We start from the raw sequence: 25,298 nt of genomic DNA, 5'->3' as shown, positions 1-25,298 counted from the left end.
GTGATTTTGCCTGGGGCGGCGTGCGTGAAAAACGGTTCAGGCGCCGGCCAGTGGCAGCCGCACCACGGCGTCCAGGCCCAGCACGCGGCCGTCCGCCTGGCGATTGGCGAGGGTGATGCTGCCACCCAGCGCGTGCACGATCTCCTGGCAAATTGCCAGGCCCAGGCCCGAACCCGTGCGCACGTCGCCGGCCGAAAACGGTTGGAACAGCCGCGCCGCCAGTTCGTCGTCGATGCCGGGGCCGGCGTCGGCCAGGGTGAGGACCGCCTCACCGTCCTCGCGGTGCAGCGTGACGGCGAGTTCCGTGCCGGGCGGCGCATGGCGTATGGCGTTGTGCAGCAGGTTGCGGCACAGCTCGCGCAGCATCCATTCATGCGCGTGGATGGGAGCGGCGTCGGTGGTGATGCCGAAGTCCAGGTCGCCCTGTGCGATCAGCGGAGAAAGCTCGAGCGCCATCTCGCGCAGCACTGTGTCCAGCCGCGTCACGGGCACCTCGCCCTGCTGGCGCAGCTGCTCCACTTTGGCCAGCGCCAGCATCTGGTTGGCCAGCTGCGTGGCGCGGTCCACGGTGTGGCCGATTTCCTGCAGCGCCTGCGTGGGCGGCAGGTCGCCGCGCAGGGCGGACTGCACCTGCGTCTTGAGCACGGCCAGCGGTGTGCGCAGCTGGTGTGACGCGTCGCGCACAAAGCGCTGCTGGTGGGCGAGCAGGCGCGACAGGCGCTGCATGACCGCGTTGGTGGCGTCGATCAGCGGCTGCAGCTCGCGCGGCGCGGTGGGGGCGGCAAGGGGGGCCAGGTCGCCTTCGGTACGGGCCTGCAGGTCGCTGCTCAGTTGGCGCACCGGTTGCGTGGCGCGCTGCACCACCAGCACCACGATGCCCGCGATGAGCGCCAGCAGCAGCGCCTGGCGCGCCAGCGTGGTGTGCAGGATCTGCAGGGCCGCCGCTTCGCGCAGCTCCAGTGTTTCCGCCACCTGGATCACGGCCATGCCGCGGCCCTCGCTGCTGGCCACGGGCTGCAGCAGCACGGCCACGCGCACGGGCTGATCGCGAAAACGGTCGTCATAGAAGTCCACGAGCGCCGCATAGGGCGGGCGCTGCGGGATGGTGCCATGCCAGGCGGGTAGTTCGGCAAAGCCGGAAATCAAGTCGCCGCGCAGGTTGGACACGCGGTAGAACATGCGGCTCTGGTTGTCGGCCTCGAAGGCCTCCAGCGCCGCGTAGGGCACGATGGCGCGCAGCTCGGCCATGTCGTCCCAGCCGCGCACGTCCAGCTGCTCGCTGATGGTCTTGGCCGAAGCCAGCAGCGTGCGGTCATAGGCAGTGTGCAGCGCGGCCAGTGCCTGGCGGTGCAGGCTGTAGGTGTTCGCGCCCACGAAGAGCAGCGTGGGCAGCAGGATGCCCACGAGCAATTGGCGGCGCAGCGACTGCGGGCGCGTCATGCCGCCACCCGGCTGCGTTGCGCGTGGTGGGGAGCCTGGCGCACAGGCGCCCCCGCTCCTGTCTGGTGGCGGTGGCGCAAACCATGCCAGCGTGCGCCGCGCAGCGGGCCCGGCCGGGCCTGCGGCATCGCCTGCCTGGAGGGGGAAGGCGCGCAGCGACTCACGGGCTGTTTCATGTCTCTGGCTTGAGCAGGTAGCCCAGGCCGCGCAGCGTCATCAGGGCCACGCCGGTGCCTGCGAGTTTTTTGCGCACGCGGTACACCACCACTTCGATAGCCTCGTACTGCACCTCGCTCTGGCCGGGGAAGACCAGTTCATACAGCCGCTCCTTGGCGACTGCGCGCCCCGGCTGGGCCAGCAGGGTGCGCAGCAGCGCCAACTCCCGCGGGGTGAGGTCCATGGGCGCATCGTGCAGATAGATGGCACCGCTTTCTTTTTCATAGCGCAGGGCGCCCATCACCAGCGCGTTGGAGGCCTGTTTGTCATCTGCCGCATCGCCGCTGCGGCGCAGCAGGGCGCGCAGCCGGGCCTCCAGCTCGTCCAGGTCAAAAGGTTTGGGCAGGTAGTCGTCGGCCCCCGCGTTCAGGCCCAGCACACGGTCGCCCACGGTGCCGCGCGCGGTCAGCAGCAGCACGGGGGTGCGCAGGCCGCCGGCGCGTGCCTGTTGCAGTACCTGCAGGCCGTCCAGGCCGGGCAGGGTGAGGTCCAGCACCACGGCGTCGGGCGGGTGCGCGCGCCATTCGGCCAGCGCGGCGCGCCCGTCCGCAAGGGCGGTGACGGCCATGCCGCGGCGCGCCAGCGAGCGCTGCAGCGTGGCCTGCATGGTGGCGTCGTCTTCGACGAGAAGCAGTTGCATCCGCGGATTAGAACGCGTTTGCGGCGGGTGGCGGTTGGCGCGCGGATCTCGGTGTTAACCCTGGTGCCGTGGACAGCCGTTTGACAGCTTGCGCGCGCATCATCGCGCCGGTCAGCGTTCCCTTTTTCTAACAAGCAAGGAGACAACATGCGTCGCGATACCTTTCTGAAGTCGCTGGCGGCACTGGCCGCCGCGGGCAGCCTGCCGCTGTCGGCCCAGGCCGCCGTGGCCGTCAAGATGATGCTGCCCGCCAACCCCGGCGGCGGTTGGGACACCACGGGCCGCGCCCTGGGCAAGGCCCTGCAGGATGCGGGCGTGGCCTCCAGCGTGACCTATGACAACAAGGGCGGCGCGGCCGGCGCCATCGGCCTGGCGCAGTTCGTGAACGGCTCCAAGGGCGACCCGAACGCGCTGATGGTGATGGGCGCCGTGATGCTGGGCGGCATCATCACCGGCAAGCCGCCGGTCAACCTGAGCCAGGCCACGCCGATCGCGCGGCTGACCAGCGAATACAACGTCTTCGTGCTGCCCGCCAACTCGCCCTTCAAGAGCATGGCCGAGGTGGTGGCGCAGCTCAAGAAGGACCCCGGCAGCGTGAAATGGGGCGGCGGCTCGCGCGGCTCCACCGAGCACATCGCGGCGGCCATGATCGCCCGTGAAGTGGGGGTGGACCCGGCGCGCATCAACTACGTGGCTTTCCGTGGGGGCGGGGAGGCGACGGCGGCCATCCTGGGCGGCAACGTCACCGTGGGCGGCAGCGGCTACAGCGAGTTCTCCGAGTACATCGCCGCGGGCAAGATGAAGCCCATCGGCGTGACCTCGGGCCAGCGCCTGAAGGGCGTGAACGTGCCCACGCTCAAGGAGCAGGGCATCAACGTCGAGATCGGCAACTGGCGCGGTGTGTACGGCGCGCCCGGCATCACGGCCGAGCAGCGCAAGGCGCTGGTGGCAATGGTGGAGAAGGCCGTCAAGAGCAAGGCGTGGGCCGAGGCGCTGGAGAAGAACGGCTGGACGCCCGCGTGGCTGGCCGGCGACGACTTCGCCAACTTCGTGGACAGCGAGTTCGCCAGCCTGCGCGCCACCATGGTGAAGTCGGGCATGGTCTAAGCCCGGCGGCGCCGCAGTGTGCTGCGGCGCTCCTTTTTTGAGAGCTGTCAGCGCTTGATGGATAAGCGCTAGGGCCGTTTTTTGTTTGAAACCTGCGCCGCTGCGGTGCGGCGCCTTCCCGGAGGCCGCAGCCATGTCTGAGCTTTCCTCTTCCCCTCCCTCCGTTGCCCCCGCCAGCGCCGTGCCATCGCCCGGCTGGCAGGCCGCCGTGGGCGCCGGCGTCATCCTGGTGGCCGCGGCCATGGCCTGGGGCGCGCTGGAGATCCCCGGCAACGCCGGCTATGGCGGCGTGGGCCCCAACTTCCTGCCGTGGGCCTGCGCCCTGGTGTTGGCCGTGTGTGGCGGCTGGCTGATCTGGGAGGCTGCCACGGGCGGCTACCGCCAGGCGGCCGACCCGGGCGGCGCGCCGCGCGCGGCGTGGGGGCCCTTTGCCTGGGTGTCGGCGGGGCTTCTGCTGAATGCGGCGCTGATCGTGGAGCTGGGCTTCATCGTGGGCTGCACGCTGTGCTATGCGCTGGCCGTGCAGGGGCTGCGCCGCGCGGGCGGGCAGACGGGCCTGCTGTCGCCGCGCGTGCTGGCCGTGGATGTGGCGACCGGGCTGGCCATCGCCGCGCCGGTGTTCTGGCTGTTCACGCAGTTCCTGGCGATCAACCTGCCGGGCCTGACCGCCACCGGGTGGCTGTAGGCCAGGGCGCGGGAGAGTGCACATGCATGCTGACTTTGGCTGCTTCGATGGCGCCGGCGCAGGCCGCGTTCAAACCGGGGATTGAGTGCTATGGAAATCTTTGACGCATTGCTCGCAGGCTTTGCCACGGCGATCACGCCGGCGAACCTGCTGTGGGCCCTGGTGGGCTGCGCGCTGGGAACGGCCGTGGGTGTGCTGCCGGGCATCGGGCCGGCGGTGGCGGTAGCCATGCTGCTGCCCATCACGGCCAAGGTGGACATGACCGCCTCGATGATCTTCTTCGCGGGCATCTATTACGGCGCCATGTATGGCGGCTCCACGGCGTCCATCCTGCTGAACACGCCGGGCGAGACCGCCAGCATGGTCACGGCAATGGAAGGCAACAAGATGGCCAAGAGCGGGCGCGCGGGCGCGGCGCTGGCCACGTCGGCCATCGGCTCGTTCGTCGCCGGCACCATCGCCACGGTGGTGGTGACGCTGTTCGCGCCGGGCGTGGCCGAGTTTGCGGTCAAGCTCGGCCCGCCCGAGTACTTCATGCTGATGGTGCTGGCCTTCACCACGGTGAGCGCGGTGCTGGGCCAGAGCAGTCTGCGCGGCATGACGGCGCTGTTCCTGGGCCTGGCGCTGGGCTGCGTGGGCATGGACCAGATCTCGGGGGCCGCCCGCTACACCGTGGGCAAGATGGAGCTGCTGGACGGCATCGACATCGTGCTGGTGGCCGTGGGCCTGTTCGCCGTGGCCGAGGTGCTGTATGCGGCGCTGTACGAGGGCCGGGTGGAAGAGTCGCAGAACCAGATGGGCCGTGTGCACATGACGCGGCGCGACTGGCGCCGGTCCATTCCCGCATGGCTGCGCGGTACCGTGATCGGCACGCCCTTCGGCTGCATCCCGGCGGGGGGGACGGAGATTCCCACCTTCTTGAGCTACGCGACCGAAAAACGTCTGGCCAAGGGCGAGGACAAGGCCGAGTTCGGCACCCGCGGCGCGATCGAGGGGGTTGCGGGCCCCGAGGCGGCCAACAACGCCACGGTGACGGCGGCGCTCATCCCGCTGCTGACACTGGGCATCCCGACCAGCAACACCACGGCCGTGCTGCTGGGGGCCTTCCAGAACTATGGGCTGAACCCCGGCCCGCAGCTGTTCACCACATCGGCCACTCTGGTGTGGGCGCTGATCGCGTCGCTGTACATCGGCAACATCATGCTGCTGGTGCTGAACCTGCCCATGGTGGGGCTGTGGGTGAAGCTGCTGAAGATTCCGCGTCCACAGCTCTACGCCGGCATCCTGATCTTTGCCACGGTGGGCGCCTACGGCATGCGCCAGAGCACGTTCGACCTGTTCCTGCTGTACGGCATCGGCTTGCTGGGCGTGCTGATGCGGCGCTTCGACTTCCCTACGGCGCCCGTGGTGGTGGGCATGATCCTCGGGCCGCTGGCCGAGGCGCAGCTGCGCAACGCGATTTCCATCGGCGAGGGCAGTTGGATGATCTTCCTGCAGCGCCCCATGTCCGTGACGCTGCTGGTGATCGTGCTGGCCGTGCTCATCGTGCCGCGCGTGCTGCGCCGCTGGGCCGAGCGCAACCTGGCCCATGCGCGCCAGAGCGTGGACGATGCGAGTTGATGGAGCGCTGCGCGGCGGCGCTACCCGCGCCGGCGCGCGCGCGGCCCTAGAAAGAGTGCGCCGGGTACCGCCGCGCAAGCGCAGCGCGGCCAGCGCCCGGGGGACGGCCGCCCCCGGGACCTCCCCACCAGAGAGCACGCTTGCACAGGCGCGGAGTATAGCTCTATGTTGAGAATGGTTCTTATTAATTTGCAATGCGCGTCGAACGCCGGCGTTACCATCCGACCATGCCCCTGCATACCGACGCCTCGCCCTTGCCGTTGGATGCGCAGGGCATCCTGGAACTGGCTGCGCGCTCCATGTTCCAGCTCTTTTCCACCATGAGCCAGGGCATGTTCCTCGTGGACCTGAGCGGGCGCATTGTGTGGGTCAACGAGGGCTATCGCCGCTTCCTGCCCGACCTGGGCGTGCATTCGGTCCATGACTTCGTGGGCCGCATGGTGGAGGAGGTGATTCCCAACACCCAGATGCGCCAGGGTCTCGCCGCCCGCGGCGATCACACTCTCCCTGCACAAAGGCTGCACCATGTCCTTCGTCTCGCGCTACGTGCGCTGCGCCGGCTATGAAATCCACCTGACCGACTGGGGCGCGCCCGGCGCGCCGGTGGTGGTAGCCTGGCACGGCCTGGCACGCACCGGACGCGACATGGACGAGCTGGCCGCACACCTGGCGGCCCATGGCTGGCGCGTGTTGTGCCCCGACACCCTGGGTCGCGGCCTGAGCCAGTGGAGCCGTGATCCGCAGCGCGAATACACGCTGGCTTTCTATGCACGCGTTGTGGAGGAGCTGCTGGACCAGCTGGGTGTGCAGCGGGTGCAGTGGGTGGGTACGTCGATGGGCGGCGCCATCGGCACCGTGTGCGCCGCCGGCCTGCTGGCGCCGCGCCTGCACGGGCGCATCACGCACCTGGTGCTCAACGACAATGCCCCGCAGCTGGCCGGCCCCGCGCTGGAGCGCATCAAGGCCTATGCGGGCCAGCCGCCCCAGTTCGATACCGTGATGGAGCTGGAGGCCTTCTTTCGCCGCACCTACGCGCCGTTCGGCTGGCTCAGCGATGCGCAGTGGCTGCGCCTCACCGAGACCTCGCTGCGCCGCCTGTCCGATGGGCGCGTGACCCCGCACTACGACCCGGCCATGGTGCAGCAGTTCACGCGGCATGAGGACGACTATCTCGTCTGGCCGCACTACGACCGGCTCGACATTCCCGTGCTGTGCCTGCGCGGGGCCGAGTCCGACCTGGTGCTGCCCGCGGTGGTGCAGGAGATGCAGCGCCGGGGCCCGGGCGCACGCGGGCTGCTGGAGGTGGTCGAGGTGCCGGGCTGCGGCCACGCGCCCGCGCTCAACGTGCCGCAGCAACTGGCCTGGGTGCAGCGTTTTTTGCAGGGCCAGCCCGCGCAGGGGTGAAGCGGCGCACGGCTTGCGCGGTGTGCCTGCATTGTTGCCATCCACGCAACGCAGTTTCCTTATTTCAGGTCTCACTCGGCGCAGCCGTTGCAGCTAGCATGTGAGGCTTGCATTGCCTGGGCGTCAGCGGCGACGCCGGCACGGCATGAAGGGAACCGCGACATGGGTTTTCTGGTGGATCTGATTCGCGAATACGGCCTAGGTGTCGTGTTCCTGAACGTGCTGATCGAGCAGCTGGGTGCGCCCATTCCCGCCTATCCAGTGCTGGTGGTCACCGGCGCGGTGGCGGGCGACGACTGGCAGCACGGCGCACGCATCGTGCTGTTGGCCGTGGCGGCCGCGCTCATTGCCGACCTGCTGTGGTACCAGGCCGGCAAATCCTACGGCCATCGTGTGCTGGGGCGCATCTGCCGCATTTCGCTGTCGCCTGATGCCTGCATCCGCCAGACGGAATCGCTCTACGGCCGCTGGGGCCCCAAGTCGCTGCTGATTGCCAAGTTCGTTCCAGGCTTTGCGTCGATCGCCAGCGCGCTTGCGGGTGTGGTGGGCACGCCGCGGTCGGTCTTCGTGCTGTACGACACGCTGGGCGCGTTGATCTGGGTGGGCTCGGCAGTGTTGCTGGGATCGCTGTTCAGCACCACGGTCGAGGATCTGCTGGCCGTGCTCACAGCGCTGGGCCAGGGGGGATTGGTATTGCTGGCGGTGGGCCTGGGCGTGTTCATTCTGCGCAAGTGGTGGCAGCGCCAGCGCACGGTGCGCTCGCTGAAGATGCCTCGCGTGTCGGTGCAGGAGTTGCGCGGCATGCAGGCCCAGGGGGCCATGCCCACGGTGATCGATGTGCGCACGGGTCAGGCCTACAGCGCGGGCCATATTCCCGGCGCCCAGGCGTGGGAGCTGCGCCCCCGGGACGCGGCAGCACCCCACGCCCATCTATTGCCGCACGACGCGCATCCGCACGGCGTGGTCATTTATTGCGACTGCCCGGCAGAGATATCGGCCGCCCGGTTGGCGCGCCAGCTACAGCGCGCAGGCTTTTCCAACGTGCGCCCGCTGCTGGGCGGGCTGCAGGCCTGGCAGGACGCAGGGTTCGAGGTGGCCAAGCCGTCTGCCGATACGCCCTGATACCGCTCGCCGCGCCAAGCAACAAGGCCTCCGTGTGGAGGCCTTGTTGCGTTGTGCGCGGAGAAGGACGTCAGTCCGGCATGGAGCAGTGCCCGCCCGAGGCGGCCTTGCCCGAGCCGGCCGCGATCAGCGGCGCCTCGAAGCGCAGGTCCACCGGGGCGGAGTTGCTGTAGTCCCAGGCCAGGAAGGCGGCGAGCACGGCCCAGAAGGTCAGGCGCAGTGTGGTGTGTCGTGTCATGGCGTTGTGCTCCTCCGGTTCAGAAGCCGAAATGGCGGCGGATGCGCAGGCCGAAGATCGTTCCTGCGAAGGCCAGCGGCACCCAGATCCAGCCGTGGATGCTGCCCGTGGAGATGCCCGACAGCATGGCGCCGACGTTGCAGCCGAAGGCCAGGCGCGAGCTGTACCCCAGCAGCAGGCCCGCGACCAGGGCCACTGCCCATTGCGTGCCCGTCAGCGCCTTGGCCGTGACCGGCTTGCCGGCCGACACCCACAGAGCGCCCCCGAGGATGCCGATGTTGGTGATGCTGGTCACGTCCAGCAGCACGGTCTCCTGCAGGCGGGCGGCATTGCCGGGCTGGTTCCAGAACCAGTTGCCCGCCAGGTCCGCGGCACCGCTGGCCTGGGCGAGTTTTGCCGCCCACAGGCCAAAGCCGTACACCACACCCCAGGGCTGGCCGGCGATCACCAGGTTCAGCGTGGCCAGCAGCGCCAGCAGCACGGCGCCCACGATCCACCTGCGCACCAGCAGCGGCTGGGGCTGCGTGCCTTGCGGCCCCTGGGCGCGGCGCGCATACCAGCGCACCCCCACCGCGACCACGGCCAGCACCGCCAGCGTGATCAACAGTGCCTGTTGCCAACCGAAGCGATTGACCAAACCGACGGGCTGCGCGCGGCCGAGGTCCAGCCAGAAGCCCAGGTGCATTGAGCCCAGGAAGCTGCCGAGCGCGAACAGCGGCAGGATCGCCGCGTTCATCGGAATGCCCAGGCCCGCCTTGTACAGCGTGCCGCTGCCGCAGCCGTCGGCAATCTGCATGCACAGCCCGAACACGAAGGCGCCGACCAGCAGGCTCACGCTGGGTGGGCCCAGGGCGGCCGTCAGTTCAGGGAAGTGGCCCAGCAGCGGCATGGCCAGTGCGGCGGCCAGTGCCAGCAGCAGCAGCTGGCCCATGACGCCGCTGGCGTCCTTGTCCTCGATGAGCATGCGCCAGCCCGTGGTGAAGCCAAAGCGCTGGCCGGCCAGCACCGCGCCCAGGCCCAGACCTACGGCGAACAGGGCCGCTTGCCGCACGGACACGGTCCACAGCAGCCAGCCCAAGAAAATGGCCAGCAGGGCCGCAAGAGGGAGTCGTTTCATGGAAGAGGGCTAGAGATTCAAAAAAGTGAGCTGCTAGCGCTTGCCTGGCAAGCGCTAGAGGCCGATTTGACTATGAGGCTGTCAGGTGCCCAGCGCAGTGGGCTGCCTTACTTGAGCTTGCGTTCCCACCACTGCTTGGCGTCGTAGGCCAGTGCCTCGGCGCGGGTGGGCTGGTTCGCCATCAGCGGCGGCTCCTGGGACTGGGTCCAGTCCACCATGGAGCCGGCATACAGCTTCACGCCGGGCAGGCCCGCCACTTCGGACAGGCCGAACCAGTCGGTGGCCGCCCAGTGGCCGGTATTGCAGAACGCGACCATGTCCTGGCCCTGTTCGCGCTTGACCTTGGCGGCGATCTGCCGGGCCGTCGCCGCATCCACGAAGGTGGAGGTGCCGGGAACGAACCACTGGTTGAAGTCCAGCTGCTGCGCGCCCGGCAGGGTGCCAGACACCTTGGCCGCGGGCGCACGCACCTTGCCCTGGTAGAAGGCATCGGGGCGCGAATCCACCAGTGCTGCGTTGCTCAGGCGAATGTGCTGGCCCACGTCCTCGCGCGTGGCCAGCAGGCGGGTGTCCAGCGTGGGCGTGTACTGGCTGGCCGCGACCTGTGGCACCTCGGCCGTCAACGGAAGCTGGGCTTGGCCCCAGGCCTTCATGCCGCCATTGAGGATGGAGAGTTCCTTGAGGCCCAGCAGCTTCAGCGTCCAGTACACGCGCGCCGCAGCGCCGAAATCCGTCGGGTCCGCGCCCGTGGAGACCACCACGGCATGCGTGGTGGGCGTGAGCCCCAGCGACTGCACCAGCGCGGTGAGCCGGGGCAGGTCGGGTAGTTCACCCGGGTTGCTGGCGGGGCCGCGCCACTTGCCGTAGGGGGCATTCACCGCACCCGGAATGTGCTGGGCGCCGTAGCTGGCGGGGTCGCGGATGTCGATCACGCGCGGCGGCGTGGCCTGCGTTGTCTGGGCCTTCAGTTCGGCGGGCGTCAGCAGTGGCTGGGCTGCCCACGCCGCAGGGGCCACATGGGCGGCCGTGGCGAATACCGCGAGGGCGAGCAGTTTTTTCATGGCGATCTCGAAAACAGTCGTTCAGGGAAGGGCGTCATTGTCCCGCGCCCTTGAGCCTCATCAACGACAGAATCGGATTGTTCTTATAGCCAATATGGATAAGCCAGGCCCGGCCCACCGCGGCGCCGGGCGGCTTTCAGAGGCCGCTGCCGAGCCTGCGCGGCACGCGCCGCCGCCCCAGCGCCATGGCCTGCCACGCGCGGCGGTAGGCCAGCAGCGTGCTTTCGGCGCGCGCCCGCACGCTGCCTTCCCACGGCTCGCCGGGGGTGAGGCCCGCGTGCGTACCAGTGAGCAGCGCAATGCCCTCGCTGACGTGCTGCGCCGTATAGACGTGAAAGCGCCCCGCCGCGACCGCATCCACCACGGCGGGCGAGAGCATCAGGTGGCGCTGGTTGCGTGCCGGAATTAGCACGCCCTGCGTGCCGGTCAGGCCCGCGTGCGCGCACACGCGGAACCAGCCCTCGATCTTCTCGTTCAGCCCGCCCACGGGCAGCACCTCACCGTGCTGGTTGAGCGCGCCGGTAACCGCGATGTCCTGGCGCAGCGGCAGGCCCGACAGCGACGACAGCAGGGCATACAGCTCGGCGCAGGAGGCCGAGTCGCCCTCAATGCCGCTGTACTCCTGCTCCAGCACGATGGACGCGTTGAGCGCCAGCGGCGCCAGGTGTCCGAACAGCGCGCTGAAATAACTGTGCAGGATGAGCACGCCCTTGTCGTGGATCGGGCCGGACAGCTCGACCTCGCGCTCGATGTTGACCAGGCCTTCTTGGCCCGCATGCGTGCGCGCGGTGATGCGCACCGGAAAGCCGAAGCGGTAGTCGCCCAGGTCGATCTGCGTGAGCGCATTCAACTGGCCGACGCGCGTGCCGTCCAGCGTGATGAGCAACTCGCCCTCGGCAATCGATTCGTGCAATGCCTCCTCGGGGGCGTTGTGGCGCTGGCGCTTGGCGATCAGTGCGGCTTCCACGTCGGCCGCATCGGTCAGCGCCGCGCCGCGTGCCCGTGCCTGGGCCGCGCTTTCGAGCAGCAGGGCTTCCAGCAGGGAAAAGCGCGCGCTCTGGCGCGACTGGTCGTCGGCCTCGCGGTGGGTGAATTCCAGCAGGCGGGCCACGGCCGCGGCGCTGCAGTGCGGCAGGCCGCGGCGGGCGCACGCGCGCGCGATGAACACGGCGCTGGCGTAATGCGTCTGGGCGCTGGCGGTGAAGCGCTCGGCAAAATCCACCTTCACGCGAAAGCGCTGCGCCAGGTCTTCGTCGCCCTCCTGCAGCACGTAATACTCGACGGCGGTGCCGATCAGCACGAGCTTGACGTCCACATCCACGCCCTCGGGCTGCAGCGCCACTGTCGGCCCACCACCGCCATGGCTGGCGGCCGTGTCCTCGACCGCCAGGCGGCTGCAGCGCAGGAAGCGGCGCAGCCGTTCCCACAGCGGCGTATCGCCCAGCAGGTCGCGCAGGAACAGCATCAGGTAGCCGCCGTGCGCACGCAGCAGGCCGCCGGCGTGGATGCTGGAGAAATCGGCATACGGCGCGTCTTCCCCGGATTCGTACTGGATGTGGCCGAACAGGTTGCGCAGCTGCGGGTTGTCTTCGACCACCACTGGCGCGCCCTTCAGGGAAGCGTTGTCCACCGCCAGGTTCACCTGGCACAGCGCCAGCAGGTTGGCCAGTTGGTCGCGGCGTTCCTCTTCCTGCGGATCGTCGGGCTGCTCGCCTTCGTGAGGCACGAAGAGCTCAAGGTCGTCGAGCACCTCGCGCTGCACCTGGTCGAGCCAGCGTCCCAGCTTGACCGCGTCCTTGATCTGCTTGCGCAGGCCCTGGCGGATGTCGTCCAGACCGTGCGTCACCAGCGGGCCGGCGCTCTGGCGCAGAAGCTGCGCCAGCGCATCGTCGCGCGCGCGCTCCAGCGGGCGGGTCTGTTCCAGGAAGCGCACGATCTCCGTGCGCAGCTCCTGCTCGGCCAGCTCGATGGCGGCGCGCTCGGGTGCGCCGAGCGCTGCGCCATCGGCCTCCGTCAGCGGCTCGCCGCCCGGGCCCAGCAGGGTGAACACCATCTGCCCCTGTTCACGCGACAGGCGAAACCGCCGTGCACGCGCGAAGTCGGCCAACTGGCTGAAGGCGCGCGCCTCGTCGCTCTGGTAGCGCTTGTGGATGCGCTCGCGCTCGTTCTTCACGTCCGGCGCAGCCAGGCGCTTGGGGATCTCCGCCTCCAGCTGGCGGCTCCAGCTCGCCATCTGGTCGCGCAGCTGGCGCCCCTGGCCCGCGGGCAGGCGCAGGGCGCGTGGACGTTCGGGTGCGTCAAAGTCGTGCAGAAAGCACAGGTCCGGCGGCACGGGCCGGCTGGCGGCCGCTTCGTCCATGGCCTGGCGCATCAGGGAGGCACGGCCGCTGCCGACCTCGCCCAGCACGAACAGGTGGTAGTCGGGCTGTTGCATGGTCAGCCCGAACCGGGCCGCATCGAACGCGCGCTGCTGGCCGATCCACGGCAGGGGCTCGGCCACCAGCGCGCGCGTGTCGTCAAAGCCCAGGCTCTCGGGGCGGATGCTCAGGCGCAGCTGGCCGGGTGCGAGTGCCGTGCAGGGCGCGCTCATGGCTGGCTCCAGCCCGCCAGGTGCTGTTGCGCAATGCGGCTCAAGGCGGTGATCCAGGCGGGGTTGTCGTTCAGGCAGGGGATGTAGCGGAAGTCCTGGCCGCCTGCGTGCAGGAAGGCCTCGCGTGCCTCCTGGTTGATCTCCTCCAGCGTTTCCAGGCAGTCACTGGTGAAGCCTGGGCACATCACGTCCACGCGGCGCGTGCCGCCCTGTGCCAGCGCCACCAGCGAGGGTTCGGTGTAGGGCTCCAGCCAGCGGGCCTTGCCAAAGCGCGACTGGAAGGTCAGCAGGTACCGGTCTTCGCCCAGCCCCAGCGCCTGCGCGAGCAGCCGGGCCGTGTTGCGGCATTGCTCCGCGTAGGGGTCGCCCAATCGCACATTGCGTTCGGGAATGCCGTGAAAACTCATCACCAGCTTGTCCGCCGGGCCGCCCTCGCGCTGCCAGTGCGCGCGCACCGACTGGGCCAGCGCGGCAATGTAGTCCGGGTGGTCGTGGTAGTCGTTCACGAAGCGCAGCTCGGGAAAGCAACGCGAGCGGCGCACCCACGCGGCCACGTCGTCGAACACGCTGGCGGTGGTCGTGGCCGAGTACTGCGGGTACAGCGGCAGCACCAGCACGCGGCGCACGCCGGCGTCCTGCAGCACCTGCAGCTGCGCACCAATGGCCGGCTGACCGTAGCGCATGGCGGGCAGTACACGCACCGGCTGGCCGGCCTCGCCCAGCCAGCCGCGCAGCATCACCGCCTGCTTGGCCGTCCATACGGCGAGTGGGGAGCCTTCTTCCGTCCAGATGCTGGCGTACTTGGCGGCCGACTTGGCCGGCCGCGTGCGCAGGATGATCCCGTACAGCAGAGGCAGCCACAGCGCCCGCGGAATTTCCACCACCCGCGGGTCGCCCAGGAACTGCGCCAGATAGCGGCGCAGCGCCGGTGCGGTGGGGGCGTCTGGCGTGCCCAGGTTGCACAGCAGAATGGCGGTGCTTTCGCGTGCTGCGGCGGTCTGGATCGAAGAGGCTGAGGCCGTCTGGGCGGCATGGTGAGAAGGCGAGGCGGGCATGCGGTGATTGTGGCAAATGCCGGGCGGTATGCTCGGGCCATGCTCGATATTTCCCGCATCCGCGCCATCACTCTTGACCTGGATGACACCCTATGGCCTATCTGGCCCACCATTGCGCGGGCTGAGAAGGTGTTGATCGAGTGGCTGCTCACGGTGGCGCCCGGCGCCTCGGCGCTGCTGGCGTCGCCCGACACGTCCCGCATGCTCCGTGCGCAGGTGGCGTCCGCCCATGCGCACCTGTCGCACGACCTGACGGTGCTGCGCCGCGAGACCATCCGCGCAGCGCTGCGCCAGGCGGGCGAGGACGAGTCGCTCACGGACCAGGGGTTCGACGTGTTCTTTGCCGAGCGCCAGCGGGTGGAGCTGTTCGACGATGCGATAGCGGCGCTGGAATTCCTCTCGGCGCGCCACCCGGTGGTGGCGCTGTCCAATGGCAATGCGGACCTGCAGGCCATCGGCATCGGACGGTACTTTCGCGCCAGCATCAGCGCCCGCGAGTTCGGTATTGCCAAGCCCGACCCCCGCATCTTCCACGAGGCGGCGCGGGTGCTGGACCTGCCGCCCGCGGCCGTGCTGCACATAGGCGACGACGCCACGCTGGATGCGCATGGCGCGCTGGGCGCCGGCATGCAGGCGGCCTGGCTCAATCGGGGCGATGCGGCGTGGCCGCACGCGGTGGCGCCCCCTGCCACCGTGCGCGACCTGGCCGCGCTGTGCCGTCTGCTGGGGTAGGCGTGGTCCGTGTCAGCGATGGGCGCGGCGTGCGCGCCAGCGCCGCAAAGCCGCCTTCTCCAGTTCGGCCAGCGTGAAGACGGCCAGCCCGGCCAGCAGGACGCGCGACCATTCCTGCACAGACAGGTCCGTGGAGCCGAACACGGCCTGCATCCAGGGCAGGTGCACGAAGCCCAGTTGCAGCAGCGCACAGAGGGCGATGGTCAGCGGCACCTTGGGATTGCCCAGCAGGCCCTCGCGCGACAGCACGCTGCGCTCGATGTGCCGGCTGTTGAGCAGGTAGAACATCTCCATCACCACCACCGCGCTGACAGCCATGGTGCGCGCGGTTTCGATCGCAGCGCCGTTGGACAGCTCCCACAGGAACAGCCCGAGCGAAGCCGCCGCCATGCAAACCGCCACCATGAGCACACGCCACGCGAACAGGCCGGACAGCAGCTTTTCCTGCGGAGGCCGGGGAGGGCGGCGCATGACGTCGTCCTCCGCAGGCTCGAATGCCAGCGCCACGCCCAGCGTGCTGGACGTGACCAGGTTGATCCACAGCACCTGCGCCGCGGTGAGCGGCAGCAGCAGGCCGAATGCGATGGCGGCAAACACGATCAGCGCCTCGCCCCCGTTGGTGGGCAGCATGAACAGGATGAACTTGCGCACGTTGTCGTAGATGCCCCGGCCCTCGCGCACCGCTTGGCCCAGCGTGGCGAAGTTGTCGTCGGTCAGCACCATGGCGGCCGCGTCCTTGGCGGCCTCGGTACCGTTCCTGCCCATGGCGACTCCCACGTCGGCGCGCTTGAGTGCGGGCGCGTCGTTCACGCCGTCGCCCGTCATGGCCACGACTTCACCGCGGGACTGCAGGGCTTGCACCAGGCGCAGCTTGTGTTCGGGACTGGCACGGGCGAACACGTCCACGCTGGCCACCACGTCGCGCAAGGCGGCGTCGTCCAGCAGCTCGATCTCGGCGCCCGTGAGTGCGGGGCGGCCCAGGCCGATGCCCAGCTGCGCGCCAATCGCACGTGCGGTTTCGCCGTGGTCGCCGGTGATCATCTTCACGCGTACGCCCGCGGCCTGGCATTCGGCCACCGCGGCCACGGCCTCTGGGCGCGGCGGGTCCATGCTGCCCAGCAGCCCGAGCAGCGTGAAGCCGCCCTCCATGTCGGCGAACTGCAGCGCGTGCTGCTGCGCCGGCACGCGCTTGATGGCGATCGCCAGCACGCGCAGCGCCCGTGCCGCGCAGTCGTTGGCTGCGCGGCGCCAGTAGTCGTGCTGCAGCGGGGCATCGGTGCCCGCGCCATCGGCGGGCCACTGGCGCTGTGCGTTGCACATGTCCAGCACACGCTCGGGCGCTCCTTTCACCAGGATCACCGCATGCCCCGCGTGGTCGTGGTGCAGTGTGGCCATGAAGCGGTGCTCGGACTCGAACGGTATGGCGTCGATGCGCGGCTGGCGGGCATGCAGCGCCGTTGCGTCCAGCCCCGCCTTGAGCGCCAGGGTGACGAGCGCGCCCTCCGTCGGGTCGCCCGTCAGGCTCCAGCCCTGGGGACCGTCGTGCAGCGTGGCGTCGTTGCACAGCAGCGCCACCTGGGCCACGGACTGCAGGGCAGGGTGTTCTTGCGCAGTGATGGGCACGCCACCGATGAGGAAGCCCCCCTGCGGCGCATAGCCGCTGCCGGTCACCTCTATGACATGGTCGGCGGTCACCACGCGCTGCACGGTCATCTCGTTGCAAGTGAGGGTGCCGGTCTTGTCGGAGCAAATCACCGTGACAGCCCCCAGCGTTTCCACCGCCGGCAGGTGGCGGATGATGGCGTTGTGCTGCGCCATGCGCCGCACGCCCATGGCCAGGGTGATGGTCATGATGGCGGGCAGCCCCTCGGGGATGGCCGAGGCCGCCAGCGCCACGGCCATCATGAACATGTCCGCGGGTGCCTGAGCGCGCCAGAGCACGCCGATGGCGAACGTGGCGAGCACGAACAGCCCGATGGCCAGCGCCAGCCAGCGGCTGAACTGCGCGATCTGCCGCAGCAGCGGCGTGGTGCTCGCCTGCACCTGGGCCAATAGCGTGCTGATGCGCCCCAATTCACTGTTCGTGCCCGTGGCCACCACGGTGCCCAAAGCGGTGCCCGCGGCCACCAGCGTGCCGGAGTAGAGCATGCTGCGGCGGTCGCCCAAAGCGGCGTCGGCTGCCACGGTGGCTTCGTGCTTGTCGCAGGGCACGGACTCGCCCGTCAGCACGGCCTCGTCGGCGCGCAGGCTGCGGGCCGTGAGGATGCGCAGGTCCGCGGGCACCTTGTCGCCGGACGCGAGGATGACGATGTCGCCCGGCACGAGCTGGTCGGCGGCCACCAGTTGGCGCTCTCCCCCGCGCAGCACCGTGGCCTGGTGCGAGAGCATGTGGCGTATCGCGTCCAGCGCCGACTCGGCCTTGCCCTCCTGCAAGAAACCGATGATCGCGTTGACGATCACGGCCCCCAATAGCACCCCGGTGTCGATCCAGTGCGCCAGTGCCGCGGTGACCGTCGCGGCAGCGAGCATCACGTAGATCAGCACGTTGTGGAATTGCTGCAGCAGGCGCAGCCAGGCCGGTCGGCGCGGCGGCGCGGGCAGGCGGTTGGGGCCGAAGCGTGCCAGGCGCCGCGCCACCTCGGCATGCGCCAGGCCGTGGCGGTCGTCGGTTTGCAGCCGTTGCAGCGCTTCGCCAGCGGACAGCGCATGCCACGGGGTGTCGCGGGCATCGGTGGATGGGGGCAGGTGCATGCAGGGCGGGCGCCGGACGACGCGACTGGTCGAGTGAACCCAGTCTAGGTCCGCAGGCGTGGACCGTGCCAATGCCCCAGTGCCAGGCCGGGGAAAGTGGCCGCTATTGGCCTTCGTTTGCTATATAAACAATAGCTGACTGCGCTTGCTGGTTGGGCGTTTGATGCTGTTTTTGATATGCATCACGTGGCCGTATATGGTCGCCGCGGGCAAGCAGGGGCCAGTGTTTCGCATGTGGCAGGGGAAGTCATATCCCTCTGCCGAGGCGGCGGCGCCCGTCATCCATTGGGCAGGGGAGCGCTGCAGGGGATGCCCTGCACCGCCGGCCCTGCAGTGCAACGATCTCAGGCGGGGATGCGTCTTGCCAAGAAGTCGCGGATGGCGAACAGCGTTGCGTCCGGTGCTTCGGTCATCTGGTGGTGGCCCACCGGCAGATGGACGATCTGCACGTCCTTGCCCGCGGATCGCGCGGCCTGGATCAACCCCTGCGCGGCCTTGGGCGTGGTCATCTGGTCTTGTGTGCCCAAGGCGAACAGCACGGGGCACTGCACCGCTGCGATGGCCTGCTCGCCATGGGAGTAGCTGTCGCAGGCGACGAAGCCGCGGTGGAACACATTGACCTGCGGGTTGCTGCGCAGCACCTTGCGGCCCAGCGCCATGCCCGCGCCGTACACCCAGAAGCCCGCGCCTGAGGGGGGTGCGAGGGTGCTGCGCGAGAACACGTTGACCATGCGCAGCGCCTGCTCGGGGTCGGTCTGCGATGCCTCGATGAGCGCGGGCGACACCTTCATCGGATAGGCCGTACCCACCAGCACCAGATGGCTCACGCGCCCGCCCAGGCGTGCGGCGGCCTCCAGCGCGATCAACGAGCCCCAGCTATGGCCCACCAGCGCGGCGCGCTGGATGGACAGCGCGTCGAGCAGGGCGCCCACGAAGTCGGCCGCCTGCTCCACGTTTGCAGGGGCATCGCCCGCGCTTTTGCTGTGGCCGGGCAGGTCCACGGCCAGCACGTTCCAGCCATGGTTGGCCATGTAGCGGCTTTGCAGCGCCCAGACGCTGTGGTCGTTGAGCACGCCGTGGATGAACACCACGGTGGGCTTGGCGGCATCGAAGGGCTTGCCGCCGGTGTAGCAGTAGGTCTGTGCGCCGTTGACTTGCACGTACATCACGCACCTGCCTTTCCCGCTTGCTTCTCCGCAGCCTTGAGTGCCCGCTTGAGGTCGTCGATCAGGTCGTCGGCATCTTCCAGCCCGATCGACAGGCGGATCGTGCCCTGGCTGATGCCGCCCGCGGCGAGCGCTTCGTCGCTCATGCGGAAGTGCGTGGTGGAGGCGGGGTGGATCACCAGGCTGCGGCAGTCACCCACATTGGCCAGGTGGCTGAAGAGCTTGAGCGTCTCAATAAACGTCTTACCCTGCTCGCGGTTGCCCTTGAGGTCGAAGCTGAACACCGAGCCCGCGCCGCGCGGCAGCAGGCGCTGCGCTAGCTGGTGGCTGGGGTGGGACGCGAGCAGCGGGTGGCCCACGCGCTCGACGAACGGGTGGCTGGCCAGGAACTGCACCACCTTCTCGGTATTGCGCGTGTGGCGTTCCATGCGCAGCGGCAGGGTCTCGATGCCCTGCAGGATCAGCCAGGCGGTGTGCGGGCTCATGCAGGCGCCGAAGTCGCGCAGGCCCTCGCGGCGCGCGCGCAGCAGGAAGGCGCCCACAGTGCTCTCCTCGGTGAACACCATGTTGTGAAAGCCGTCGTAGGGCTGGGTCAGCTCGGGGAAGCGGCCGGAGCCTTCCCAGTCGAAGCTGCCGCCATCGACCACGACGCCGCCGATCACCGTGCCATGGCCTGAGAGGAACTTGGTGGCCGAGTGGTACACCAGGTCCGCGCCATGCTCGAAGGGCTTGATGAGCCACGGCGAGGTGAGGGTGGAGTCCACCAGCAGGGGCACGCCAGCTTCATGCGCAATGTCCGCGACCGTGGGGATGTCCAACACCTCCAGCCCGGGGTTGCCTACGGTTTCGCCAAAGAACAGCTTGGTGTTGGGGCGGATGGCGGCGCGCCAGCCGTCGATGTCGCCGGGCTTCACGAAGGTGGTGTCAATGCCGAAGCGGCGCAGCGTGTAGTGCAGCAGGTTCTGGCTGCCGCCATACAGCGCCGTGCTGGCCACGATGTGGCTGCCTGCGCCCATCAATGTGGCAATCGCCAGGTGCAGCGCGGCCTGCCCGCTGGCCACGGCAATCGCCCCCACGCCGCCCTCCAGCGCTGCCACGCGCTGCTCCAGCACCGCGTTGGTGGGGTTGCTCAGGCGGCTGTACACATGGCCCGGGCGCTCTAGGTTGAACAGGGCCGCCGCATGGTCGCTCGACTCGAAGACGAACGAGGTGCTCAGGTGGATCGGCACGGCGCGCGCACCTGTGGCGGGGTCCGGCTGCGCGCCGGCGTGCAGGGCCAGCGTGTCGAAGCCGGGGTCGGAATATCCGGGCATTCATGTCTCCAAAGTGGTGAATTTGTGCGCCATTGTGGGCTATATTTATTCGCTATCGGGCTGCATGCAGCGCCTGCAGAACCCTTCGGAGACTCCCCATGAAAGTCAGCGACATCCTGCGCCTCAAAGGCAACACCCTCTACACCGTGCATCCCGACGAGCCGCTGGCCCGCGCCGTGGATGCCATGGCCGAGAAGGACATCGGCTCGCTGGTCGTGATGGAACATGGCGACCTGGTGGGCATGCTCACCTTCCGCGAGGTGATCCAGGCGCTGACGAAAAATGGTGGCGGCGTGGGCACCATGCTGGTGCGTACCGCCATGGACGACGCGCCGCTGACCTGCACCCTGGAGACCGACATGGACGAGGTGCGCCGCATGATGCTGGGCCGCCACGCGCGCTACATGCCCGTGATGGACAAGCGCATGCTGATGGGCGTGGTCAGCTTCTACGACGTGGCCAAGGCCGTGGTGGACAGCCAGAATTTCGAGAACAAGCTGCTCAAGGCCTACATCCGCGACTGGCCGCAGGAAGAATCGCGGCCGGCCAACTGATTTGGTGATCAAAATAGCTGCCAGCGCTTGTCAATCAAGCGCTGGCAGCTATTTTTTTGGTAGTAACAGTGGCTCGGGGATAATCGCACCCCTATGAGCGGCAACACACTCGGTACCCTTTTTTGCGTCACCAACTTTGGTGAATCCCATGGCCCCGCCATCGGCTGCGTGATCGACGGCTGCCCGCCCGGCATGGAACTGTCCGAGGCCGACATTCAGGCCGACCTGGACCGCCGCCGCCCCGGCACCAGCCGCCATGTGACGCAGCGCAACGAGCCGGATGCGGTGGAAATCCTCTCGGGCGTATATGAGGGCAAGACCACCGGCACGCCCATCGCGCTGCTGATCCGCAACACCGACCAGCGCAGCAAGGACTACGGCAACATCGCGCAGAGCTTCCGCCCGGGGCATGCCGACTATGCCTACTGGCACAAGTACGGCCTGCGCGACCCGCGCGGTGGCGGCCGCTCGTCTGCGCGCCTCACGGCACCCACCGTAGCCGCCGGCGCGGTGGCCAAGAAATGGCTGGCCGAGAAATACGGCACCCGCTTTCGTGCCTGCATGACCCAACTGGGCGAACTGCCCATCCCGTTCGAGAGCTGGGAGCATGTGCCGCACAACCCCTTCTTCGCACCGGTGGCCGACGTGCAGGCCTACGAGGACTACATGGACGCGCTGCGCAAGTCCGGCGACTCCTGCGGCGCGCGCATTCGTGTGCAAGCTACCGGTGTGCCCGTGGGACTGGGCGAGCCGCTGTACGACAAGCTGGACGCCGACATCGCCCATGTGATGATGGGCCTGAACGCCGTGAAGGGTGTGGAGATCGGTGCCGGCTTTGCCAGCGTGGCCCAGCGCGGCACCACGCACGGCGATTCGCTCACGCCCACGGGCTTCGCCAGCAACAACGCGGGTGGCGTGCTGGGCGGCATCAGCACCGGGCAGGACATCGAGGTGTCGCTGGCCATCAAGCCCACCAGTTCCATCATCAGCCCGCGCGAGTCCATCGACATCCACGGCCAGAGTACCGAGGTGATCACGAAGGGGCGCCACGACCCCTGCGTGGGCATCCGCGCCGCGCCGATCGCCGAGGCGTTGCTTGCATTGGTCATCATGGACCATGCGCTGCGCCACCGTGCGCAATGCGGCGACGTGGTGCAGGCCGTGGCTCCGATTCCGGCAGTCCGCCAGGGGTGATGGTCAAAAACGGCTGTAGCGCCCGCCCAGTGGGCGCTGTCAGCTATCAATAGAAGAGCAATGGGAGAGCAGCGGCTTACTTGCGGACTTCGTCCACCAGCGCACGGAACTCGTCGATGTCCTCGAAGCTGCGGTACACGCTGGCGTAGCGCACATAGGCCACCTTGTCGAGCTTCTTCAACTCGCGCATGACCAGCTCGCCGATGCGGCTGGACAGAATCTCGCGCTGCCCCAGGTTGAGCAGCTTTTCCTCGATGCGCTCGATGGCCGAGTCGATCTGCACTGTGCTCACCGGGCGCTTGCGCAGCGCCAGCTTGAACGATCCCAGCAGTTTCTCGCGGTCGTATTCGACGCGGCGGCCGTCCTTCTTGACAACCGTGGGGAAGTTGACTTCCGGTCGTTCGTAGGTCGTGAAGCGCTTGTCGCAGGCGCCGCACTGGCGCCTGCGGCGGATGAAGTCCCCGTCCTCGGAGACGCGGGTCTCGACGACCTGGGTCTCCTGATGGCTGCAAAAGGGGCACTTCATCGCGGCGGTCGATCAGCGATAGACCGGGAAGCGGCTGGTCAGCGCGTGCACCTTGGCGCGCACGGCTTCCAGGTTCGCCTCGTCATGCGGATTGTCCAGCACGTCGGCCACCAGGTTGGCCGTGAGGCGCGTTTCCTCTTCCTTGAAACCCCGTGTCGTGATGGCGGGCGTGCCCACGCGAATGCCGCTGGTGACCATCGGCTTTTCGGGATCGTTGGGGATCGCGTTCTTGTTGATCGTGATATGGGCCTTGCCCAGGGCTGCCTCGGCCTCCTTGCCGGTGATGCCCTTGGCGCGAAGGTCCACCAGCATCACGTGGCTTTCGGTGCGACCGCTCACGATGCGCAGTCCGCGCTGGATCAGCGTTTCCGCGAACACCTTGGCGTTCTTGGTCACCTGCTGCTGATACTGCTTGAACTCGGGCGACAGGGCTTCCTTGAAGGCCACGGCCTTGGCGGCGATGACGTGCTCCAGCGGGCCGCCCTGCAGGCCGGGGAAGATGGCGCTGTTGATGGCCTTCTCGTGCTCGGCCTTCATCAGAATGATGCCGCCGCGTGGGCCGCGCAGGCTCTTGTGCGTGGTGGAGGTCACCACGTCCGCAAACGGCACCGGGTTGGGGTACTCGCCCGCGACGACCAGGCCGGCATAGTGGGCAATGTCCACCCAGAAGATGGCGCCGACTTCCTTGGCGATCTTCGCGAAGCGCTCGAAGTCGATGCGCAGGGCGTAGGCGGAGGCGCCGGCGATGATCAGCTTGGGCTTGTGCTCGCGGGCCTTGGCTTCCAGCGCGTCGTAGTCGATCTCTTCCTTGTCGTTCAGTCCGTAGGAGACTACGTTGAACCACTTGCCGCTCATGTTCAGCGGCATGCCGTGCGTGAGGTGGCCGCCCTCGGCCAGGCTCATGCCCAGAATGGTGTCGCCGGGCTTCAGGAAGGCCATCAGCACAGCCTGGTTGGCCTGCGAACCCGAGTTGGGCTGCACATTGGCCGCTTCGGCGCCGAAGAGTTGCTTGATGCGGTCGATGGCCAACTGCTCGATCACGTCCACGTTCTCGCAGCCGCCGTAGTAGCGCTTGCCAGGGTAGCCTTCGGCGTACTTGTTGGTGAGCTGCGAGCCCTGAGCGGCCATCACGGCGGGCGAGGCGTAGTTCTCGCTGGCGATCAGCTCAATGTGTTCTTCCTGGCGGCGGTCTTCGGCCTGGATGGCGGCCCACACCTCGGGATCGGTTTGTTCGACAAGAATATTGCGTTGGTACATGGCAGTCCGATGAACTAAGTGTCCCTTGGCAATCAAGGGCTGCCCAGGCGAACGACGGATCGCTGCGGGGCTGGTGCCTGCCGCGCGGCACGCTCCCCAGTGGTTTGCAGAAAAACGCTGTTTCCTGCCGGTGTCCACGTCAGCGGCGGTGCCCCGGGGGACGTCCGCGCCTATCGCCAGTTGCGTGCCCTGCTAGTGTAGCTGAGCACGCCCTTCATCAATGCCAGAGTAGGCTCTTCAGAGGCCGCTCAGCAGGGCCACCTTCTCGCCAGTGGCAGGGGTTGCAGGTGCGGCTTCCGGTGTGGCAGGAGCCTTGGTGGACAGGAGAGGTGGATTCACTGGGCCGGCGGGAGAAACGCCCGTGCGACCATTGGCGACCTGGCGCAGCCGGAAATGCTCTGCCAGTACCTTGGCGGCGTAGCCCCCGTCGTCGGGCAGGTTGGCTGCGCCGACGTAGTAACGCAGTCCGCCTTCCAGCGAGCCGGCGCGCGCGATGCACTCCTGCAGCACCTTCACGCCCACGCGCAGGTTGGCCACGGGATCGAATGCCGCCAGGTGCCCACCAAAGCCTTCGTACTTGTCGGTATGCACACGCGTCATCACCTGCATCAATCCTTGCGCACCTACCGGGCTTTGTGCAAACGGGTTGAAGCTCGATTCCACGGCCATGACGGCCAGGATCAAGGTGGGATCCAGTTTGGTCCGCACGCCGATTTCATACGCCTCGGTGACCAGTGCCGCCAGCGGTTCGGGCGCCACGCGGTACTTCTTGCTGAGCCAGTAGGCCACGGCAGCCTGTTCCCGCGGCAACTCCTTGGGGTTGAGCGCTACTGCCCGCTCGCTTGCGGCAGGCTCCATAGGGAAGCCCACTACGGCTTCCTGGCGGGCCTGCAGCCAGCCCATGAGTTCTTCTTCTCCTGCCTGGCGCAGGTCCGGGCGTGCCGTAAGTGTGATCACGCCGAAGACGACGCCCAGCCCGAGCAGGGCGAAGCCGCTGTGTGTCACTTCCAGAAAACCGTTGATCACATCGGCCGCAAACGTGCGGACGCCGGCAATCACATTTCCTGACGCTGTCATAGCTTTCCTTTCTAAGTCGGCTCCTGAGCGAAGAGCACTGTCGTGGTTGCTCAGGAGTCCGGTCCTGCCAGACGGTGGGGTCTGGGTGGGTATGCCGTTCAGTCCGTTTAGGCGCGTTAGGCCCAGGGGAATCTGTTGACTGTCGTAGCCGAAATCTGTAGAGGCTAGGGTTTTTACTAGGCCTTGGTTGAGGGCTGGCGGATTCTAGGAGGTCTCCAAATTCAAGGTCAATACTAATGTTTGAATTTTTTAGAACAAAAAGTTCTGTTCAATCTGTGGGAAAGCACAGATTTTTCGCGCATGTCCTTTTAAGAAGGGTTTGTGCGCAAGCAATTCGACTGCTTAATGAAACAGTCAATTGCATGAAATTTTTCATTGCTAAAAGCTGTTGGAACGCGCGCTCGAATTTGCTATCGTTGAGGTGCCTGAACGA

Annotated in this window: 21 protein-coding genes, 1 pseudogene and 1 riboswitch; of the genes and pseudogenes, 9 read left to right on the top strand and 13 right to left on the bottom strand. The window is 68.0% G+C overall.

What is annotated here, in order from left to right; translation table 11 throughout:
* Positions 1-36 precede the first annotated feature (36 nt).
* Both K2L43_RS11385 and K2L43_RS11380 read right to left on the bottom strand, forming a co-directional pair.
* A complete protein-coding gene (locus K2L43_RS11385; RefSeq protein ID WP_220637587.1) occupies positions 37-1,440 on the bottom strand; it encodes a sensor histidine kinase in 1,404 nt (467 codons plus the stop codon).
* A 172-nt stretch (positions 1,441-1,612) separates the two neighbouring features.
* Positions 1,613-2,296: a response regulator gene (locus tag K2L43_RS11380; protein ID WP_123675668.1), complete on the bottom strand. Its 684-nt coding sequence runs from the start codon at positions 2,294-2,296 to the stop codon at positions 1,613-1,615.
* Positions 2,297-2,443: 147 nt separating this feature from the next.
* Here K2L43_RS11380 and K2L43_RS11375 point away from each other — a divergent pair, with 147 nt between their 5' ends.
* The 6 genes and pseudogenes from K2L43_RS11375 (at position 2,444) to K2L43_RS11350 (ending at position 8,234) form a co-directional block, all read left to right on the top strand.
* Positions 2,444-3,403, top strand: a complete 960-nt coding sequence (locus K2L43_RS11375; RefSeq protein ID WP_011804914.1) for a tripartite tricarboxylate transporter substrate binding protein — start codon at positions 2,444-2,446, stop codon at positions 3,401-3,403.
* Between the two features lie 133 nt (positions 3,404-3,536).
* Complete coding sequence (locus K2L43_RS11370) at positions 3,537-4,088, top strand: tripartite tricarboxylate transporter TctB family protein (RefSeq protein ID WP_220637586.1); 552 nt, start codon at positions 3,537-3,539, stop codon at positions 4,086-4,088.
* A 90-nt stretch (positions 4,089-4,178) separates the two neighbouring features.
* Positions 4,179-5,708 (top strand): tripartite tricarboxylate transporter permease, encoded by a 1,530-nt coding sequence (locus K2L43_RS11365; RefSeq protein WP_220637585.1) that lies wholly within the window; start codon positions 4,179-4,181, stop codon positions 5,706-5,708.
* A 227-nt stretch (positions 5,709-5,935) separates the two neighbouring features.
* A pseudogene (locus tag K2L43_RS11360) lies at positions 5,936-6,190 on the top strand (PAS domain-containing protein); the annotation flags it as partial.
* 43 nt (positions 6,191-6,233) lie between these two features.
* Positions 6,234-7,112 (top strand): alpha/beta fold hydrolase, encoded by an 879-nt coding sequence (locus K2L43_RS11355; protein ID WP_220637584.1) that lies wholly within the window; start codon positions 6,234-6,236, stop codon positions 7,110-7,112.
* 162 nt (positions 7,113-7,274) lie between these two features.
* Positions 7,275-8,234 carry a rhodanese-like domain-containing protein gene (locus tag K2L43_RS11350; RefSeq protein ID WP_220637583.1) on the top strand — a complete coding sequence of 320 codons (960 nt, stop codon included), beginning with the start codon at positions 7,275-7,277 and terminating at the stop codon, positions 8,232-8,234.
* 70 nt (positions 8,235-8,304) lie between these two features.
* Here K2L43_RS11350 and K2L43_RS11345 read toward each other — a convergent pair whose 3' ends face one another.
* From K2L43_RS11345 to hemH, 5 genes are all read right to left on the bottom strand, one after another.
* Positions 8,305-8,472, bottom strand: coding sequence for a hypothetical protein (locus tag K2L43_RS11345; protein WP_172751380.1), 168 nt, complete (start codon positions 8,470-8,472; stop codon positions 8,305-8,307).
* A 19-nt stretch (positions 8,473-8,491) separates the two neighbouring features.
* Positions 8,492-9,589, bottom strand: a complete 1,098-nt coding sequence (locus tag K2L43_RS11340) for a YeeE/YedE thiosulfate transporter family protein (RefSeq protein WP_220637582.1) — start codon at positions 9,587-9,589, stop codon at positions 8,492-8,494.
* A gap of 107 nt (positions 9,590-9,696) precedes the next feature.
* Positions 9,697-10,650, bottom strand: a complete 954-nt coding sequence (locus tag K2L43_RS11335) for a sulfurtransferase (RefSeq protein WP_011804922.1) — start codon at positions 10,648-10,650, stop codon at positions 9,697-9,699.
* Positions 10,651-10,786: 136 nt separating this feature from the next.
* The gene (locus tag K2L43_RS11330; RefSeq protein ID WP_220637581.1) at positions 10,787-13,240 is read right to left on the bottom strand and encodes a Lon protease family protein; all 2,454 of its coding nucleotides are present in this window, start codon (positions 13,238-13,240) and stop codon (positions 10,787-10,789) included.
* Positions 13,237-14,295 (bottom strand): ferrochelatase, encoded by a 1,059-nt coding sequence (hemH, locus tag K2L43_RS11325; protein ID WP_011804923.1) that lies wholly within the window; start codon positions 14,293-14,295, stop codon positions 13,237-13,239. The genes K2L43_RS11330 and hemH overlap by 4 nt, the downstream gene beginning before the upstream one ends.
* A gap of 39 nt (positions 14,296-14,334) precedes the next feature.
* On the opposite strand from hemH, the gene K2L43_RS11320 reads away from it, so the two are divergent.
* The gene (locus K2L43_RS11320; RefSeq protein ID WP_220637580.1) at positions 14,335-15,027 is read left to right on the top strand and encodes an HAD family hydrolase; all 693 of its coding nucleotides are present in this window, start codon (positions 14,335-14,337) and stop codon (positions 15,025-15,027) included.
* A gap of 12 nt (positions 15,028-15,039) precedes the next feature.
* Here K2L43_RS11320 and K2L43_RS11315 read toward each other — a convergent pair whose 3' ends face one another.
* The 3 genes from K2L43_RS11315 to K2L43_RS11305 all read right to left on the bottom strand — a co-directional run bounded on the left by K2L43_RS11315 (position 15,040) and on the right by K2L43_RS11305 (position 20,257).
* Positions 15,040-17,778: a cation-transporting P-type ATPase gene (locus K2L43_RS11315; protein WP_220637579.1), complete on the bottom strand. Its 2,739-nt coding sequence runs from the start codon at positions 17,776-17,778 to the stop codon at positions 15,040-15,042.
* 344 nt (positions 17,779-18,122) lie between these two features.
* Entirely contained in the window at positions 18,123-18,944 is an 822-nt protein-coding gene (locus K2L43_RS11310; protein WP_220638995.1) for an alpha/beta fold hydrolase, read from the bottom strand.
* Positions 18,944-20,257, bottom strand: a complete 1,314-nt coding sequence (locus tag K2L43_RS11305; RefSeq protein WP_220637578.1) for an O-acetylhomoserine aminocarboxypropyltransferase — start codon at positions 20,255-20,257, stop codon at positions 18,944-18,946. The genes K2L43_RS11310 and K2L43_RS11305 overlap by 1 nt, the downstream gene beginning before the upstream one ends.
* 98 nt (positions 20,258-20,355) lie before the next feature.
* Here K2L43_RS11305 and K2L43_RS11300 point away from each other — a divergent pair, with 98 nt between their 5' ends.
* Positions 20,356-20,811: a CBS domain-containing protein gene (locus K2L43_RS11300; RefSeq protein ID WP_047351400.1), complete on the top strand. Its 456-nt coding sequence runs from the start codon at positions 20,356-20,358 to the stop codon at positions 20,809-20,811.
* 93 nt (positions 20,812-20,904) lie between these two features.
* Entirely contained in the window at positions 20,905-22,005 is a 1,101-nt protein-coding gene (aroC, locus tag K2L43_RS11295) for a chorismate synthase (RefSeq protein WP_172207123.1), read from the top strand.
* A 76-nt stretch (positions 22,006-22,081) separates the two neighbouring features.
* On the opposite strand, the gene nrdR is transcribed toward aroC, so the two are convergent.
* From nrdR to K2L43_RS11280, 3 genes are all read right to left on the bottom strand, one after another.
* Positions 22,082-22,531, bottom strand: a complete 450-nt coding sequence (nrdR, locus tag K2L43_RS11290; protein WP_011804930.1) for a transcriptional regulator NrdR — start codon at positions 22,529-22,531, stop codon at positions 22,082-22,084.
* A gap of 12 nt (positions 22,532-22,543) precedes the next feature.
* Positions 22,544-23,788, bottom strand: coding sequence for a serine hydroxymethyltransferase (glyA, locus tag K2L43_RS11285; protein ID WP_011804931.1), 1,245 nt, complete (start codon positions 23,786-23,788; stop codon positions 22,544-22,546).
* A 34-nt stretch (positions 23,789-23,822) separates the two neighbouring features.
* Positions 23,823-23,982, bottom strand: a riboswitch (ZMP/ZTP riboswitch).
* Between the two features lie 43 nt (positions 23,983-24,025).
* Positions 24,026-24,865 carry a lytic transglycosylase domain-containing protein gene (locus K2L43_RS11280; RefSeq protein WP_220637577.1) on the bottom strand — a complete coding sequence of 280 codons (840 nt, stop codon included), beginning with the start codon at positions 24,863-24,865 and terminating at the stop codon, positions 24,026-24,028.
* Positions 24,866-25,298: the final 433 nt, after the last annotated feature.

The sequence above is a fragment of the Diaphorobacter sp. MNS-0 genome (assembly GCF_019602835.1).
In the GTDB taxonomy this organism is placed as follows: Bacteria; Pseudomonadota; Gammaproteobacteria; order Burkholderiales; family Burkholderiaceae_C; genus Diaphorobacter; species Diaphorobacter nitroreducens.
Note: the sequence above shows the minus strand (reverse complement) of the source record. Positions and strands in the feature narration are given on the sequence as shown.

Bases quoted from the DNA above. Each gene is read 5' to 3' on its own strand.
- K2L43_RS11385 (WP_220637587.1), bottom strand. From the start codon at position 1,440: ATGACGCGCCCGCAGTCGCTGCGCCGCCAATTGCTCGTGGGCATCCTG.
- K2L43_RS11380 (WP_123675668.1), bottom strand. From the start codon at position 2,296: ATGCAACTGCTTCTCGTCGAAGACGACGCCACCATGCAGGCCACGCTG.
- K2L43_RS11375 (WP_011804914.1), top strand. From the start codon at position 2,444: ATGCGTCGCGATACCTTTCTGAAGTCGCTGGCGGCACTGGCCGCCGCG.
- K2L43_RS11370 (WP_220637586.1), top strand. From the start codon at position 3,537: ATGTCTGAGCTTTCCTCTTCCCCTCCCTCCGTTGCCCCCGCCAGCGCC.
- K2L43_RS11365 (WP_220637585.1), top strand. From the start codon at position 4,179: ATGGAAATCTTTGACGCATTGCTCGCAGGCTTTGCCACGGCGATCACG.
- K2L43_RS11355 (WP_220637584.1), top strand. From the start codon at position 6,234: ATGTCCTTCGTCTCGCGCTACGTGCGCTGCGCCGGCTATGAAATCCAC.
- K2L43_RS11350 (WP_220637583.1), top strand. From the start codon at position 7,275: ATGGGTTTTCTGGTGGATCTGATTCGCGAATACGGCCTAGGTGTCGTG.
- K2L43_RS11345 (WP_172751380.1), bottom strand. From the start codon at position 8,472: ATGACACGACACACCACACTGCGCCTGACCTTCTGGGCCGTGCTCGCC.
- K2L43_RS11340 (WP_220637582.1), bottom strand. From the start codon at position 9,589: ATGAAACGACTCCCTCTTGCGGCCCTGCTGGCCATTTTCTTGGGCTGG.
- K2L43_RS11335 (WP_011804922.1), bottom strand. From the start codon at position 10,650: ATGAAAAAACTGCTCGCCCTCGCGGTATTCGCCACGGCCGCCCATGTG.
- K2L43_RS11330 (WP_220637581.1), bottom strand. From the start codon at position 13,240: ATGAGCGCGCCCTGCACGGCACTCGCACCCGGCCAGCTGCGCCTGAGC.
- hemH (WP_011804923.1), bottom strand. From the start codon at position 14,295: ATGCCCGCCTCGCCTTCTCACCATGCCGCCCAGACGGCCTCAGCCTCT.
- K2L43_RS11320 (WP_220637580.1), top strand. From the start codon at position 14,335: ATGCTCGATATTTCCCGCATCCGCGCCATCACTCTTGACCTGGATGAC.
- K2L43_RS11315 (WP_220637579.1), bottom strand. From the start codon at position 17,778: ATGCACCTGCCCCCATCCACCGATGCCCGCGACACCCCGTGGCATGCG.
- K2L43_RS11310 (WP_220638995.1), bottom strand. From the start codon at position 18,944: ATGTACGTGCAAGTCAACGGCGCACAGACCTACTGCTACACCGGCGGC.
- K2L43_RS11305 (WP_220637578.1), bottom strand. From the start codon at position 20,257: ATGCCCGGATATTCCGACCCCGGCTTCGACACGCTGGCCCTGCACGCC.
- K2L43_RS11300 (WP_047351400.1), top strand. From the start codon at position 20,356: ATGAAAGTCAGCGACATCCTGCGCCTCAAAGGCAACACCCTCTACACC.
- aroC (WP_172207123.1), top strand. From the start codon at position 20,905: ATGAGCGGCAACACACTCGGTACCCTTTTTTGCGTCACCAACTTTGGT.
- nrdR (WP_011804930.1), bottom strand. From the start codon at position 22,531: ATGAAGTGCCCCTTTTGCAGCCATCAGGAGACCCAGGTCGTCGAGACC.
- glyA (WP_011804931.1), bottom strand. From the start codon at position 23,788: ATGTACCAACGCAATATTCTTGTCGAACAAACCGATCCCGAGGTGTGG.
- K2L43_RS11280 (WP_220637577.1), bottom strand. From the start codon at position 24,865: ATGACAGCGTCAGGAAATGTGATTGCCGGCGTCCGCACGTTTGCGGCC.